Raw genomic sequence first — 15,547 nt, forward strand, 5'->3', positions numbered from 1 at the left:
GTCCACGCAGACGGGCCTGAACGGCAAAAATCTTGATACCGACGCGGCGTGTGCTATCGGTCACTGGATGCGAGGTCGATGTAAATTCTTTTCAGTGTCGTGCTGTTTCGGCCGTGCTATGGACGCCGACACCGACCGCGACCGCACGGCCGCGAACCGCCACTCCGCAGTGTCCGGGGTGACGTAACCGTGCCGCTCGGCTTCCCGCTCCCCGACCTGATGACCATCGTCATGCTCTCGTTCGCCATCTGTACGACGGTCTGTGCGCTGGCGATGGAGGCGGCGGTCATCTTCACACCCGCGTTCCTCTTCGTCTTCCCCGTCCTCGTCACGGGGTGGCCGATGCTCCACCCCGCGGAGGCCATCGGTCTCTCGCTCGGTGTCGAGGTGTTCGGCTACACGAGTAGCGTCTCGGGCTACTGGTACCGCGAGCAAGTCGACTTCGGCATCGCCGCGAAACTCCTCGCCATCACCATCCCCATCGCCATCGTCGCACGGGCGGTGTCGTTTCTCGTCCCGTCGAACGTCCTCCTGCTGGCGTTCGGCTTCATGCTCGCCGGTCTCGCCGGCGTGCTCTTCCAGGCCCACCGCCACGGCGGCCGCTCGCTCACCGAGGTCGTCCCCTTCGGCGAGTACCTCCACTCGCCGACGGTCACGAAGGACTACCTCCCGCAGACGCGCCTCTTCGGCGAGGAGGGGCGTGGCTTCGACCTCTCGAACAGCGACCGCGGGTTCGTGGCCGTCGGCGGGGTGATGGCCGGACTCGTCGGTATCGCAATCGGCGAGATATCACAGACCGTCCTGAGCATCCGCAAGCGCGTCCCGCTGAAGATTTCGACGGGGACGAGCGCGCTCGTCCTCCACGTCACCATCATCGCGGCGTTGTTGATGACGCTCGCGCTGATGCGCTTCGCGCCGGGACTCGCCGGCCACGGGTTCTCCATCCCGCTCCGCGCCCTCGCGGTCATCGCGCCGACCGTCGTCGTCGGCGGACAGGTCGGCTCTTACGTCAACTCCCGACTCTCGGAGGAGACGACGCTCCGTGTCCTCATGACGGCCTACTTCCTCGTCGGCACGTTCGTCGTCGTCCGCGTCCTCTTCCTCTGACCCGCGGGCACACTCTCGCGTCCGCGGCGCCACCGACCTGTCCGAAAAGAGCAGCATTGGAACTCGGTCACTTCCGCACGGCGACGGCCCCGACCACGCCGCCCGGAATCCCGACGACCAGCGGCGCGACGGCGGTGAACGCGCTCACGCCGAAGCCGGCGACGAGCGAGACGACGATACCCAGCGCGTAGACGCCGACCGCGGCGACGACGGTCTCTCGGCTCTTCTCGACGGCCGCGGCGCCCAGCGGGACGACGGTCGCGGCCATCGCGGCGAGCGGCGCCCACGGCGAGAGCGCCCGTCCGCCGACGAGCGCGGGGACGCCCACGGCGACGGCGGCGACGACGAACGGAACGAGGAGTGTCTCGCGGGGGTCGAGACGACGGCCGGTGTAGCCGAGGAGGCCACCGAGACCGAGCAGGACGCCCCCGGCCGGGACGACGAGCGTGAGGTAGACGTCGCCCAGCAGGCCGGGGTTCCGACTCGGGTCCGGGTCGGGGACGACGGCGAACGACCAACCGACGAGCGCGAGGCCGGCGACGAACAGTGCGGCGCCGACGAGGCGGTGCCTGTTCACGGTCGGTGCGTTCGGTCGCCCGGGAGAAGGGCGTTCGGGCCGGGGTGGGCCGTCAGCCTACCAGTCGTCGGCTTCGGGTGCGAGGCTCTCGGACTCCGGTTCGGGTTCGACGCCCTCGTCGCCGGCGTCGAGGTCGAACTCTTCGCGGATGTCGCCGATGCGGTCGCGGATGTCCGCCGCGAGTTCGAACTCGAGGTTGTCGGCGGCCTCGGCCATCCGTTCTTCGAGTTCCTCGACGAGGAGGGCGGCCTCCTGCTCGTCGGCGGGACCGTCGCCCGCGACGCTCGACGTGTCGGTCTTCGCACCGGGGAGGTTCGCCTCCGAGACCTCCTTCTCGATGGTCGTCGGCGTCGTGCCGTGTTCCTCGTTGAACTCCTCCTGGATGCGGCGACGGCGCTGGGTCTCGTCGATGGCTTCCTCCATCGCCTCGGTGGTCTCGTCGGCGTAGAGGACGACCTCGCCGTTGACGTTACGGGCGGCTCGCCCCATCGTCTGGATGAGCGAGGTGCGCGAGCGGAGGAAGCCCTGCTGGTCGGCGTCGAGGATGGCGACGAGACTCACTTCGGGGATGTCCAGTCCCTCGCGGAGGAGGTTGATGCCGACGAGGACGTCGAACTCCCCGAGTCGGAGCCCGCGGACGAGTTCGTGGCGTTCGAGCGTGTCCGTCTCGTCGTGCATGTACTCGACGGCGACGCCGGCCTCTTCGAGGTACTCGGTGAGGTCCTCGGCCATCCGCTTCGTGAGGGTCGTGACGAGCGTGCGCTCGTCGTTCTCGGTGCGCTCCTGGATGCGCGCGAGCAGGTCGTCGATCTGTCCCTCGGCGGGCGAGATTTCGACCTTCGGGTCGACGAGGTGCGTGGGGCGGACGATCTGTTCGACGATCTGGTCGCTCTCCTCGCGTTCGTAGTCGGCGGGCGTCGCGGAGACGTACAGCGTCTGGTCGGTCTTCTCCTCGAACTCCTTGAAGGAGAGCGGGCGGTTCGCGTACGCCGACGGGAGGCGGAAGCCGTTCTCGACGAGGCTCTCTTTCCTCGATTTGTCGCCGGCGAGTTGCCCCTTGATCTGCGGAACAGTCCGATGAGACTCGTCGATGACGGTGAGGAAGTCGTCGGGGAAGTAGTCGAGGAGGGTGTAGGGGGCGTCGCCCATCTCCCGGTCGGAGAAGTAGAGCGTGTAGTTCTCGATGCCCGAGCAGTAGCCCGCCTCCTTCAGCATCTCCAGGTCGAAGGTAGTCCGCTCCTCGATGCGCTGGGCGGCGAGCATGTCGCCCTTACGCTCGAAGTAGGAGACGCGCTCTTCCATGTCCGTCTCGATTCGCTCGACGGCCTCTTCCAGGGTGTTCTCGGGGATGGAGTAGTGCTCCGCGGGGTGGACGAGGACGGCGGGTTCCTCGCTCTTCACTTCGCCCTCCAGCGGGTCGAGTTTCGTGAGTCGGTCGATCTCGTCGCCCCAGAACTCCATGCGGACGGCGTAGCGTCCGTACATCGGGTATATTTCGACCGTGTCACCGCGCACGCGGAAGGTGCCCTGCGTGAAGTCGACGTCGTTGCGCTCGTAGTTGAGGTCGACCAGTTTCGAGAGGAGGTCGTCGCGGCCGATCTGCTGGCCACGCTCCAGTTGGAGGGACATGTCGACGTAGTTCGACGGGTCACCCAGGCCGTAGATGGCCGAGACCGAGGCGACGACGATGACGTCGTCGCGGGTCAGAAGCGAGCGCGTCGCGGAGTGGCGGAGTCGGTCGATCTCCTCGTTGACGGAGGCGTCCTTGTCGATGTAGGTGTCGGACTGCTCGACGTACGCCTCGGGTTGGTAGTAGTCGTAGTAGGAGACGAAGTACTCGACGGCGTTGTTCGGGAAGAGGTTCTTCAGTTCCTCGTACAGTTGCGCCGCGAGCGTCTTGTTGTGGGCGATGACCAGCGTGGGCTTCTGGACTTCCTCGATGGTCCACGAGACGGTGTTCGTCTTGCCGGAACCCGTCACGCCCAGTAGAGTCTGTTTGTCCGCGCCGTTCTCGAACCCGCGAGCCAACTGCTCGATGGCCTCCGGCTGGTCGCCCGCTGGGTCGAACGGGGCGTCGACCTCGAAGTCGTGGTCCACGTCCGGCCGGTCGACCGAGAGGGGACCCTCGCTGTCACTCATTGGCTCTAGCTAGGTCCGAGGAAACTTGAGTGGCGCGCCGTCACCGCTCGGCCGCCACCGCTCGGCCGCAGTCCGCCGTCCGCCGAGTCGCCGACCGTGGTCCGTCGCCGAGTCCGGCGAACCCTGTCGCCGGCCGAAGCTTTTCGGCGTCGCAGTCGCAACTCCGAGTATGTCCCGAGAGAAACTCGCCGAAGCGGCTGACGTGCTCGAAGCGGCGGCGTCCGACGCCGACGACGACCTCGCGGAGCGCCTCCGCGGCCAGGCCGACCAACTCGCAAAGCTCGCCGACCGCTCGTCCGGGCCGGACCACGGCCGACTCGCCCGCCACATGCACACTCTCAGCGACCTCGCCGACGACGCCGACGGCGACCTCGCCGACGAGATCCAGCGCGCGTACGACCTCGTCGAGGGGTACCGCTCGACCGTCAGCGGCGTCTAGACCGCGACCCGTCGAACCGGCGAACACTGTTTTACCCTCGGCGTCGGTACCTCCGACTATGACGCAGGAGGATCTCGACGCGGCCGTCGAGAAGGTGCGCGAGGCCGCCGAACACGCCCACGAGGACCGGCCGGCCGAGGAACTGGGGAAGATCGCCGACGACCTCCAGGAACTCGCGAGTTCGCACGACTCGCCCGACGAGAAGCGCATCCGCGGACACCACTACACGCTGCGCGAACTCCACGGCGAACTCAACGAGGACGCCCGCGTCCACCTGGAGGACGCCATCGGGCACGTTGAGTCGGTCAAGGACAAGGTCGGCATCGGCGGCAGCTAGTCACGGTCTCTTCTCCCAGATTCCCGGACTCGTCGAAAGAACGGAAACGAAGACGGACGACGTCGGTCGTCGTCAGTCGGCCGTCGTCAGTCGCGACGCCGGACGAGCAGGAGCGTCCCGAGCAGCGCGACGAGTGCGGTCACGACGCCGAAGCCGGGCGACTCGGCGGCGGTCGTCATGGTCGTCGACTCGGTGGACGCGGTCGTCTCCTCCATCTCCGTCTGCGGCGTCATCGTGGTCGTCTCCTGCTCTTGCTGTTCGGTCGCGGTCGTGGTCGCTGTCGTGGTAGTGGTAGTCGTCGTTGTCGTCGTTGTCGTCTGACTGTCGCTCCCGTCACTGCCGCCGTCCGTGCTGTCGGTCTGCTGGGTCACTTCGACGGTGAGCGTGTCGGTGCTGGTGTGACCGACTTCGTCGGTGACGCGGAGCGAAACCGTGTAGGTTCCGGGGTCGTCGTACGTGTAGGAGACGGTCTCGCCGGTCGCCGTCGTCGGGCCGACGTCCCACGCGTAGGTGACGATGTGGGTCTCCCCGTCGCTCGCCGTGTTCGGATCGAACGTGACGGTCTCGCCCTCGGTGACGGTCACGTCCGAGCCGAGTTCGACGGTGGGCGGCGTCAGGTCGACGAGGACCGTGTCGGTGGTCGTCTGCGTGCGCTCGCCGTCGCCGTCGGTCGCGGTGACGACGGCGCGCTGGGCGCCCTCGGAGGCGCCATCGGTCACGGTGACGTTCGCGGCGTAGACACCCGAACTGACTTCTTGGAGGGTGACCGTCCCAGCACCGAACGCCGAGAGGTCGGCCGTCACCGTCGCGACGTCACCGGAGACGGTCGCGGTGACGCGGACGGTGTGGTTGGCCGCGACGGCACCGTCGCCGTCGGTCGTGTCGGTCAGGTTCGTGGACTCGATAGCCGGTCCGGGGTCGTAGGCGACGCGGGCGACACCGGCGCTCTGGACGCCGGTCAGGTCGTTCCCGCTGGCGTCGTAGACCGTGTTGGTCGTCCCGTTCAGGTAGGTGTACTCGACCGTCTGGCCGCTAGCGCCGAGGTGGAGCACTTCGAGCGCCGGGCCGCCGGTCCAGTTCACGCCGGCGATGGGCTGTTTGCCCGCGTTGCCGAACTTCGTGTAGTTGCCCTGCTCGTCGACGAGGAGGACGTTCTCGCTCCCGTCCACGAGCGGGACGGTGACGTTCCCGTCGCCGTCGAAGTCGGCGGGCGCACCGACGCCGAGGCCGTTGTTCGACCCGATGCCGCTACTGTAGATCTTCACGGGCGTCCCCGACCCGTTGTAGTAGAACACCTGGTCGGAGTGGCCGATGTAGACGAGTTCCTCCGTGCCGTCCTCCGTGAGGTCGGCGATTCCGAGGACGGCCTTCGAGTTGAGGCCGTCGGCGACCTCCGTGGCGTTACCGCCGACCTCGACGCGGTAGACGGTGCCCGAGGTGACGTTCGTGTAGAGGACGCCCGGCCGACCGTCACCGTCCCAGTCGCCAGTCGTGACCTTCGTCCGCTCTTTCTTGGCGTTCGGGGCGAGGTGGTCTTTCTCGCCCGTCGTGTCGATGGCGTACAGTTCCTGCTCGCTCGTCACGTACGGCACCTCGACGGCCGAGTCGTCGTCGAGGTTTCGGGCCGGGCCGATAATCTCCGCGCTGACGTTGAGGTCGACGACGGACCCGTTCGCCCGGACGAGTTTGAGGTGTCCGTCGGACTTGTCGACGAAGACGAACTTGTACGGCGATTCGTCTCCGGAACTCTGTGCCGTGGACGCTGCACTCGCGCCCACACCGGCCGTGAGTGCACTCGCGACGAGCAGTAGACTGACGACGACCGTCAGCGCCCGCCGCGGTGCGCTGCGTGTTGACTGACGCTTGGAGGACATCAACTGGGCGTTTGACGACCCACCGGGAAGTGTATGATGGCCGAACTGTCCCGTCTCCACGGCGACGCTCGCCCGTCGCGTCGCCGTTCAGCAGACCGGCTTCGGGTTGACGCCCATGCTCTCCAGTTGCTCGACGTACTCCTCGTAGGCGTGCTGGACGGCCTCGTTGGCGGCCGTCTCGGCGCGCTCCCAGTCGTCCTCGTCCTCGCAGACCTCCTCGAGGAGGTCGAGGGCGCGCTCCCGTTGGTCGTCGAGGTCTCCACGGAGGTCGCGGAACGTCTGGGCGGTCTGTGGGTCGGCCTGACCGACGAAGAATCCGACGAGTTGGTCTTTCGACTTCTCGGTGGCGAGCACGCGCCCGAGGAACCCGCCGGCGCGCTCGACCGTGTCGTCGAGGTCGCGGAGGTACTGCTGCATCTCGGAGGGGTCGTCGCTCGGTTCGTGGCCGTCGAGTTTGCTCACGACCGTCTCGTAGTGGTCTCCCTCCTCGTCGGCGGCGGCGGCGAAGGCCTGCTGTGCGGGACTGTCCGCCTCCTCCGTGCGTGCCCACTCTTCGAAGGTCTCGCCGGCGTGGTACTCGGCGTCCGCGGCGGCGCGGAGGACGGCTTCGGCCTCCATCTCGCCACCCGTCGCGGCGTACAGCGACTTCGAAGAGCCGAGTCGGGAGAGTTCGGTCTCGTTCGCGTCCTGGACGGCGTCGAGGAGTTCGACTGCGTTCATGGGTGGCCGTTCGGCGGGTGAGGGTTTGTAGGTGTCCCTTCGGTCCGTCGCGTCGGTCGGAGCATCGCGTCGCGGTCGCTACGCGGCGTCGAACGCAAAAAAACGAAGCGTGTCGGTGTCGGCTTACTCGCCCGTCTCGATGGGGGCGTCCACGAGGTTGCCCCACTCGGTCCACGAGCCGTCGTAGTTGGTGACGTCCTCGTAGCCGAGCAGTTCGCTCAGGGCGAACCACGCGATGGAGGAGCGCTCGCCGATACGGCAGTAGGCGATGACCTCCTGGTCGTCGGTGACGCCCTCGGACTCGTAGAGGTCACGGAGTTCCTCGGCGGACTTGAAGCGGCCGTCCTCCTGGACGGTCGCGGCCCACGAGATGTTCTCGGCGCCGGGGACGTGGCCACCGCGCTGGGCGGTCTCCTGCAGTCCGGGCGGCGCGAGGATCTCGCCGCGGTACTCCTCGGGCGAGCGGACGTCGACGAGCGGCACGTCGCGCTCGATGGCGGTCTCGACGTCGTCTCGGTAGGCGCGGATGCCCTCGAAGGGACCGCGTGCCTCGTAGTCGACTTCGGAGAACTCCGGCACCTCGTCGGTGGTCGGGTAGTCCTGGTCGAGCCAGTAGTCGCGGCCACCGTCGAGGAGACGGACGTCGTCGTGACCGTAGTACTTGAACTGCCAGTAGGTGTAGGCGGCGAACCAGTTGGAGTTGTCACCGTAGAGGACGACCGTGGAGTCCTCGGAGATGCCGTGACTGCCGAGCAGGTCCGCGAAGTCCTCCTTCGAGAGGATGTCGCGCTCGGTCTGGTCCTGGAGTTGCGTCTCCCAGTTGAAGCCGATTGCGCCCGGTGCGTGGGCGTCCTCGTACGCCTCGGTGTCGACGTCGACCTCGACGAGTCGGAGGTCGGGGTCGTCGCTCTCGAACTCGTCGAGTCGGCTCTCGACCCAGTCGGCGGAGACGAGAACGTCGTTCGCGTAGTCGCTGTTTTCGACCATGTTCGCTTCTTGCCACCCCGACCTCTTAATAGCACACACCTCGGCAGGTTCCCCCGTCCATCGGTTATACCGGAGAATATTGCTCACTGTCGACACTGCAACTCGTCGTTCGACGACAAAACGGGCAATCGTTGCCGTCGTCACGGACCACTACCCACCTCGGCCCGAACCCCGCGGTCCTAAGAGTCCGACCCGTCTACACGCCACCATGAACGAAGACGCCATCGTCTCCCCGGAGTGGCTGGCCGAACACCGCGACGACCCCGACGTCGTGGTCGTGGACGTCCGCGACGCCTGGGAGTACGACGGTATCGGGCACGTACCCGGTGCGGTCAACGTCCCGTACGACGCGATTCGGGCCGAGGAACACGCCGCCGAGGGGGCGGAAGACGGCGCGGACGAAAGTGCGAGCGAGTCGGTCGAGTCCGGTCGGGCGGGGATGCTCCCCGGTGCGGACACCTTCGCGACGCTGATGGGCGAGGCGGGCATCACCCGCGAGGACACCGTCGTCGCCTACGACGACCACCACGGCGTCTTCGCGGCACGCCTACTCGTGACCGCGCTGCTCTACGGGCACCCGCCCGAGCACCTCCGCCTGCTCGACGGTGACTACAGCGCGTGGACGCGCGAACACCCCGCGAGCACCGAGACTCCGGACGTCGCGGCGACCACCTACGAGGTGACCGACCCCGAACACGACCCGCTCGTCGACATCGAGGCCGTCGAGGAGGCCGTCGACGACCCCGACGTCGTGGTCGTGGACACGCGCTCGCCCGAGGAGTACGCCGAGGGCCACATCCCCGGTGCCGTCAACTTCGACTGGCGGGAGGTCGTCGACGAGGAGACCCGCGGACTCCGCCCCGCCGACGTCGTTCGGGACGTCCTCGCGGAGAAGGGAATCGTCCCCGAGAAGCGGGTCGTCCTCTACTGTAACACCGCCCGCCGCATCAGCCACACCTACGTCGTCCTCCGGCACCTCGGCTACGAGGACGTCGACTTCTACGAGGGGAGCCTCACCGAGTGGAAACGCGAGGGCCGCCCGCTCGTCTCCGAGTAGCGTCGCGACTCACTCGACGAGTTGTGTCTGTCGAGTGCTCCCTTCTTCGTCGGCGAGCAGTTGGGTCGCCTCGACGACGAGCGCGACCACCAGCGGCCCCGCGATGATGCCCACCGTCCCGACGGTGAGCAACCCGCCGGTGAAGCCGATGAAGTAGAGACTACCGGGCAGGCGCGCGCGTTCGCGAGAGAGACGGGGGCGGATGAGGACGTCCGGGAGCCACGCGACGACGAACCCCGCGACGACGAGGACGAGGATGGCGGCGTCGACGTTCCCGAGACTCGTCTGGTAGAGCGCCAGCAGGCCGACGAGGAGACTCGGGCCGACGATGGGGAGGAACTGGAGCGTCCCCGCGACCACGGCCAGCGTGACGGGGTACTCGTAGCCGAGGGCGAAGAACGTCGGCGCGGCGAGGAGGAACGTCCCGACGCCGGTCGCGACCTGGATGACGTAGATACCGTAGAGCGTCGCACCTGCCCGCCGTTCGAGCGCCCGGACGACGTCGTGGAACCGCGGCGGGATGGGACCCAGGAGCGCGGCCTGCGCCTCGCGGTGGCGCATCAGGAGGGCGAAGACGAGGAGGCCGAACAGCGTCACCTTCACCGCGAGCACCGGCAGTGCCTGAACGGCGACGAAGACGAGGTCGGCGAGGTACCCCCGCGCGAACCCCGCGACGACGGAGAGGTCGACGGCGTACCGGAACCCGAGGACGTCGACGACGACGCTCGCCGGCACCTCGCGGACGAGGTCGATCAGGACGTCGCTCCGGAGGTAGAGCAGCGAGACGATGGCGGTCGTCAGGAGCGCCGCGACGAGCGTCGCGAGGACCGACGTGACGGCGCTCGCCCACCACGGCGAGAGCCCTCGCGCCTCGACCCGGTGGTAGAGCGGCGTCAGCACGTACGCGACGGTCAGCGCGAAGAAGACGGTCCCCGCGACTTCGAAGAGGACCGCCCCCGCGACGGCGAGGAGGAGGGCGAGGAGTCCGATGAGTACGTGACGGCGGGACGCGGGCACGCCGACGGCTACCCTGGCCACGACCAAAACGCTTCGCCCCGCGTTTCGACTCCTTTAACAACCACCACTTGTAACAACCGGGTAATGAGACGCAGAGACGTCCTGAAGGCCGGTGCGGGCGCCGGTCTCGGACTCGTCGCGGGCTGTGCGGGGAACGGCGGGGAGACGACCACGACGACGCCGTCGACCACCACGACGGCGACGGACCCCTACGCCGGGGAACTCCACGTCGCGACGTACCAGCCGTTCGTGGACGCTCCGAGCGTCAGCCCGGGGTCGTGGATCAAAGAACAGTTCGAGAAACAGTACCCGAAGGCCACGCTGAAGTGGCTCACGCCGCAGTCCGAACTCAACTACTTCGTCCAGCGCAAGCAGGCCGGAGTCGGGGTCGACGCCGACGTCTACGTCGGCCTGAACGCCGACGACCTCGTGCGCGTGGACCAGGAACTCGGCGGCGACGACCTGTTCGAACCCATCGACGCGGGCGCCCTCGACAACGAGGGCCACGTCCGCGACGAACTCCGATTCGACCCGAAGAACCGGGCGATCCCCTTCGACACCGGGTACATCAGCCTCGTCTACAACGAGAAGAAGGTCTCGAACCCACAGACCTTCGAGACGCTCGCGAAACCCGAGTACGCCTCGAAGCTCCTCGCCCAGAACGCACAGACGAGTGACTCCGGGCAGGCGTTCTTGCTCTGGACCATCGCGACGCTCGGCGAGGAGAACTACCTCGACTACTGGAAGCGCCTCGTCGACAACGGTGCGCGCCTGCTCGACTCGTGGTCGGCGGCCTACTCGGCCTACCTGAAGGAGCGGCCGATGGTCGTCTCCTACTCGACCGACCAGGTGTACGCCCACCGCTACGACCAACCGCTCGCCGAACACCAGGTCGGCTTCCTCAACGACCAGGGGTACGCGAACCCCGAGGGGATGGCCCGCTTCGCCGACACCGACACGCCCGAACTCGCGACGGCGTTCGTCGACTTCATGCTCTCGAAGGAGGTCCAGTCGAAGATTCCGGTCCTCAACGTCGCGTTCCCGGCGACCGACTGGGCCGAACCGCCCGAGAGCTTCTCGAAGTACGCCCACCGTCCGCCCGAGACGGTGACCCACTCGTACGACGAACTGAAGGGGAACCTGGACCAATGGGTCGAGCAGTGGGCCCGTCAGGTCGCCAGCAACTGAGTCGGTCGCTCGAACGCGCCGCCCTCCCGCTCGCGGGTGTCGCCACGGCCGCGGTGCTCGTCGTGGTGTTCTACTACCCGGTGGGCATCGTCCTCGCCGAGGCACTCCTCCGCGACGGCGCGCTCACGGCCGAACCAGTCCTCGAAATCCTGTCGGACCCGTTCTACACGGGCGCGCTCCACACGCTGTTCGCCGACCCGTTGGCCGTCCCGGCCGGACTCCTCGCGTGGGCACGGGCGGGGTTCGGCGTCGTGAGCTTCGGGCTCTTCGGCTTCACCGCGTGGCAGGCGTTCCTCTCGACCGTCGCGAGCCTCGCGCTCGGGCTCCCCGGCGCGTACGCTCTCTCGCGCTTCGAGTTCCGCGGCCGGCGGACGCTCCGCTCGCTGACCATCCTCCCGTTCGTCCTGCCCTCCATCCTCGTCGCCATCGGGTTCGTCGCCATGTTCGCCGAGCAGGGCGTGCTCAACGACGCCCTCCGCGCGGTCGGACTCCCCACGGTCACGCCGCTCTACACGCTGGAAATCGTCGTCGTCGCGCACGCGTTCTACAACGCCCCGCTGGTCACGCGCGTCGTCACGGCCGCGTGGGAGGGCGTCGACGCCCGGATGACCGAGACGGCGCGCGCGCTCGGCGCACCGCGCTGGCGGGCGTTCCTCGACGTCGTCCTCCCCCAACTCCTCCCCGCCGTCCTCACGGGCGCGCTGCTCACCTTCCTCTTCACGTTCATGACCTTCCCCATCGTGTTGGCGCTCGGCGGACTGCGACTCGCGACGGTGGAGGTGTGGCTCTACGCCAACGTCCAGCAACTCGAACTGGAGACGGCCGCCGCGCTCGCCGTCGTCGAGACCGTCGTCTCGCTCGCGCTCACCTACGCCTACCTCCGCTACGAGGGGGCACAGGCGGGCGGCCTGGGCGGTCTCGGCGGGACGCCCGAGCGCGACCGGCTGTTCGGGCGTCTCGCACACCTCTCGGACCCCCGTCGACTCGCCATCCTCGGCTACGGTGCCGTCGTGCTCGTCGTGTTCGTCGGGCCGCTCGCGAGCATGGTCGCCGAGAGTTTCACCGGCCCACAGGGGGTCACGCTCCGCCACTACCGCTTCCTGCTCGAACGGCAGGTCGCTGGGGGCGCGTTCCAGGTGAAACCGCTCCCCGCTGTCCGCAACTCCCTGCTGTTCGGCGTCGCCACCCTGCTCGTGGCGGTCCCGATGGGCGTCGTCGTCTCGGTGGTCACCACGCGGGAGTTCCTCGGCCGCAAGACCATCGACGCGCTCCTCATGGGGCCGTTCGCGGTGAGCGGAATCGTCGTCGGACTCGGACTCCTGCAGGGGTTGGTCTTCGGTCTCCCGGTCCCGTTCGTCGGCCGCGTGCCCGTCACCGGACCGGTCGCCATCGTCGCCGCCCACGCCGCCGCGGCCTACCCGTTCGTCGCGCGGACCGTCACGCCCATGCTCGAACGCGTCGACCCGCAACTCGTGGAGTCGGCCCGCGCGCTCGGTGCGTCCCGGACGCGCGCGCTCCTCGACGTCGAACTGCCCATCGTCGCGCCGGGCGTGGTCGCGGGCGCGGCGTTCGCCTTCGCCATCTCGATGGGCGAGTTCGACGCGACGGTCTTACTTGCGGAGGGTGCCCAGTCGTACACGATGCCGGTCGCCGTCGAACGCTACCTCGGGAATCGCACGCTCGGCCCGGCCACCGCGATGGGGACGGTGCTCCTCCTCGTGACGGCCGCGAGTTTCGTCGTCGTCGACCGCGTCGGAGGCCGATACGAGTGACGTCCCTCACGCTCTCCGAACTGACGAAGGCGTACGGCGAGGTGACGGCCCTCCGCGACGTCTCTCTCGACGTCCGCGACGGCGAGTTCTTCAGCCTCGTCGGTCCCTCGGGCTGTGGGAAGACGACCACGCTCCGCCTCGTCGCTGGCTTCGAGGAACCGTCGTCGGGCGTCGTCAAGTTCGGGGGCGAGCGACCCGACGGTTCGCGAACGTCGTCGGCGACCCACTCCGACGGAAATGAGCGACCCGACGCGACGGGAGGACGAGACATGACGGGCGTCCCACCCGAGGAGCGCGACGCGGGCATCGTCTTCCAGCACTACGCGCTCTTCCCGACGATGACCGTCCGCGAGAACGTCGCGTACGGACTCCACTTCCACGACACGCCCGAGGGGACCACCGTGGACGAGCGCGTCGACGAGTTGCTCGACCTCGTGGACCTCTCGGGGATGGGCGAGCGCGACCCGCGGGAACTCTCCGGGGGGCAACGACAGCGCGTCGCCCTCGCCCGCGCGCTCGCCCCCGAACCGGCTCTCCTCCTCCTCGACGAACCGATGAGCGCCCTCGACGCCCGCCTCCGCGAGCGCCTCCGCGTCCAGGTGAAGGAGATCCAGCAGGACCTCGACATTACCACCCTCTACGTCACCCACGACCAGACGGAGGCACTCGCCATCTCCGACCGCATCGCCGTGATGCACGACGGTCGCGTCGAACAGGTCGGCACCCCCGAGGAGGTCTACCGGGAACCCGCGACCCGCTTCGTCGCGGACTTCGTCGGCGACAACAACCTCTTCGAGGGGGACGTCGTGAACACTCCACACGAAACGGAGGGGTCCGTGGTCGCCGTCGACGACCGCGAGTTCCGCGTCCCCGGCGACCACGACGGCCGGGTGACTGTCTGTCTCCGGCCGGAACACCTCGTGCTCGGGGAACGGGAGAACACCCTCGACGCGACGGTCGAGAGCGTCGAGTTCCTCGGCGACGCCTACCGACTCCACTGTGACTGGCGGGGTCGGGAGGTGCTGGTGAAGACCGACACCGAACCCGGACGGGAGACCGTCACCCTCGGCTTCGACTCGAACGACGCGTGGGTCCTCCCGGACGCCCACCGCGCTTAACCCCTGGCCACGCGAGAGTCACGAGTATGCGCGAGGATTTCCTCCTCCTCGACCCCGGCCCGGTCCCGCTGAGTCACGACGTCCGCGAGGCGATGCGGGACCCGATGGTCTCGCCCCGCTCCGACGAGTTCGAGGCCGTCTACGAGCGCGCACAGGACGAACTCGACTACGTGTTCGAACACTCGACGCTCGACGAGTCCTCGACCGCCAGCGGCGGGACGTCGCTGATCCTCGACGGCCCGGCGACGGTGGGGATGGAGGCCGCCGTGTCGAACCTGGTCGACGACGACTCGTCGGTCGTCGCCGTCGTGAACGGGGCGTTCGGCCGGCGGTTCGCCCGCATCGCCGAGCGCCACTGCTCGGTCACGACCGTCGAGTTCGAGTGGGGTGCCCCGGTCGACACCGCCGCGGTCGCCGAGGCCGTCACCGACGAGACGGACGTCGTCACGGTCGTCCACAACGAGACGAGTACGGGTGTCCGCAACCCCGTCGAGCAGGTCGGGGAAATCGCCGCGGCCCACGACGCCCACTACGTCGTCGACGGCGCCACCTCCGTCGGCGGCGACGAGTTCCGTATCGACGACTGGAACGTCGACATCGCCGTGGTGGACGGGCCGAACTGCCTCGCCGCTCCGCCAGGCGTCTCCGCGCTCTACGTCACCGACGACGCCGCCGAGGCCGTCGACGGTGCGGGGGCGCCGCTCAGTCAGGACCTCGACCGCTACCGCCAGGCGGCCGAGGACCACCGGACGCCGTTTACGAGCGCCGTCCCCCTCTTCCGCGGACTCGCGTTCGCCGTCGAGGAACTCCGTCACGAGGGGATGGGCGAGCGCATCGCCCGCCACCGCCAGCAGGCCGCGGCGTTCCGCGACGCCTTCGAGGCGATGGGTCTCGACCGCTTCCCCGAGTCGTCCGCGGACGTCACGCCCTCGAACACGGTGACCGCCGTCCAACTGCCGGCGGACGTACGCGGCGACGACAGCGCGGCCTTCTTCGACGCCGTCGAGAAGCGCGGCGTCTCCATCGCCGGTGGACAGGGCCCCCTCGACGGCACTATCTTCCGCGTGGGCAACATGGGCAACCTCACCGCCGAGCAGGTCCTCCGCGGCGTCCGTGCCGTCGGCGAGTCCTTCCAGGAGGTGGGAGTCGACGTCGACGCCGAGGCCGGGTTGGCGGTGGCACGCGAGCGACTTCGATAGTCCGGTCGCGACCACC

General features: G+C 68.4%; 14 protein-coding genes. 8 read left to right on the forward strand and 6 right to left on the reverse strand.

Going from position 1 to position 15,547, the window contains the following annotated elements:
* Positions 1-189: 189 nt before the first annotated feature.
* Positions 190-1,107 (forward strand): sulfite exporter TauE/SafE family protein, encoded by a 918-nt coding sequence (locus tag P0Y33_RS12915; RefSeq protein WP_279527804.1) that lies wholly within the window; start codon positions 190-192, stop codon positions 1,105-1,107.
* Between the two features lie 67 nt (positions 1,108-1,174).
* Here P0Y33_RS12915 and P0Y33_RS12920 read toward each other — a convergent pair whose 3' ends face one another.
* Positions 1,175-1,684 carry a hypothetical protein gene (locus tag P0Y33_RS12920; protein WP_279527805.1) on the reverse strand — a complete coding sequence of 170 codons (510 nt, stop codon included), beginning with the start codon at positions 1,682-1,684 and terminating at the stop codon, positions 1,175-1,177.
* A gap of 57 nt (positions 1,685-1,741) precedes the next feature.
* Entirely contained in the window at positions 1,742-3,823 is a 2,082-nt protein-coding gene (gene uvrB, locus P0Y33_RS12925) for an excinuclease ABC subunit UvrB (RefSeq protein WP_279527806.1), read from the reverse strand.
* A 169-nt stretch (positions 3,824-3,992) separates the two neighbouring features.
* Here uvrB and P0Y33_RS12930 point away from each other — a divergent pair, with 169 nt between their 5' ends.
* Together P0Y33_RS12930 and P0Y33_RS12935 are read left to right on the forward strand one after the other, a co-directional pair.
* Entirely contained in the window at positions 3,993-4,262 is a 270-nt protein-coding gene (locus P0Y33_RS12930; RefSeq protein WP_279527807.1) for a DUF7553 family protein, read from the forward strand.
* Between the two features lie 58 nt (positions 4,263-4,320).
* A complete protein-coding gene (locus tag P0Y33_RS12935; RefSeq protein WP_279527808.1) occupies positions 4,321-4,599 on the forward strand; it encodes a DUF7553 family protein in 279 nt (92 codons plus the stop codon).
* Between the two features lie 86 nt (positions 4,600-4,685).
* On the opposite strand, the gene P0Y33_RS12940 is transcribed toward P0Y33_RS12935, so the two are convergent.
* The 3 genes from P0Y33_RS12940 to P0Y33_RS12950 all read right to left on the reverse strand — a co-directional run bounded on the left by P0Y33_RS12940 (position 4,686) and on the right by P0Y33_RS12950 (position 8,180).
* Positions 4,686-6,473 carry a PKD domain-containing protein gene (locus P0Y33_RS12940; protein WP_279527809.1) on the reverse strand — a complete coding sequence of 596 codons (1,788 nt, stop codon included), beginning with the start codon at positions 6,471-6,473 and terminating at the stop codon, positions 4,686-4,688.
* Positions 6,474-6,560: 87 nt separating this feature from the next.
* A complete protein-coding gene (locus P0Y33_RS12945; protein ID WP_279527810.1) occupies positions 6,561-7,193 on the reverse strand; it encodes a transcription antitermination protein in 633 nt (210 codons plus the stop codon).
* Between the two features lie 123 nt (positions 7,194-7,316).
* Positions 7,317-8,180 carry a sulfurtransferase gene (locus P0Y33_RS12950; protein ID WP_279527811.1) on the reverse strand — a complete coding sequence of 288 codons (864 nt, stop codon included), beginning with the start codon at positions 8,178-8,180 and terminating at the stop codon, positions 7,317-7,319.
* 208 nt (positions 8,181-8,388) lie between these two features.
* Between P0Y33_RS12950 and P0Y33_RS12955 the strand changes: the two genes are divergently transcribed.
* The gene (locus P0Y33_RS12955) at positions 8,389-9,237 is read left to right on the forward strand and encodes a sulfurtransferase (RefSeq protein WP_279527812.1); all 849 of its coding nucleotides are present in this window, start codon (positions 8,389-8,391) and stop codon (positions 9,235-9,237) included.
* A 9-nt stretch (positions 9,238-9,246) separates the two neighbouring features.
* Here the strand turns inward: P0Y33_RS12955 and P0Y33_RS12960 are convergent, their stop codons facing one another.
* A complete protein-coding gene (locus tag P0Y33_RS12960) occupies positions 9,247-10,254 on the reverse strand; it encodes an AI-2E family transporter (RefSeq protein ID WP_279527813.1) in 1,008 nt (335 codons plus the stop codon).
* Positions 10,255-10,338: 84 nt separating this feature from the next.
* Between P0Y33_RS12960 and P0Y33_RS12965 the strand changes: the two genes are divergently transcribed.
* From P0Y33_RS12965 to P0Y33_RS12980, 4 genes are read left to right on the forward strand one after another with little or no spacing between them, the layout of a single operon-like run.
* Positions 10,339-11,442, forward strand: coding sequence for a thiamine ABC transporter substrate-binding protein (locus P0Y33_RS12965; protein WP_279527814.1), 1,104 nt, complete (start codon positions 10,339-10,341; stop codon positions 11,440-11,442).
* Entirely contained in the window at positions 11,403-13,214 is a 1,812-nt protein-coding gene (locus P0Y33_RS12970; protein ID WP_279527815.1) for an ABC transporter permease, read from the forward strand. Before P0Y33_RS12965 ends, P0Y33_RS12970 begins: the two co-directional genes overlap by 40 nt.
* The gene (locus P0Y33_RS12975) at positions 13,211-14,332 is read left to right on the forward strand and encodes an ABC transporter ATP-binding protein (RefSeq protein ID WP_279527816.1); all 1,122 of its coding nucleotides are present in this window, start codon (positions 13,211-13,213) and stop codon (positions 14,330-14,332) included. Before P0Y33_RS12970 ends, P0Y33_RS12975 begins: the two co-directional genes overlap by 4 nt.
* 26 nt (positions 14,333-14,358) lie before the next feature.
* Positions 14,359-15,531: a pyridoxal-phosphate-dependent aminotransferase family protein gene (locus P0Y33_RS12980; protein WP_279527817.1), complete on the forward strand. Its 1,173-nt coding sequence runs from the start codon at positions 14,359-14,361 to the stop codon at positions 15,529-15,531.
* The last annotated feature ends 16 nt before the right edge of the window (positions 15,532-15,547 follow it).

The sequence above is a fragment of the Halospeciosus flavus genome (assembly GCF_029814175.1).
In the GTDB taxonomy this organism is placed as follows: Archaea; Halobacteriota; Halobacteria; order Halobacteriales; family Halobacteriaceae; genus Halospeciosus; species Halospeciosus flavus.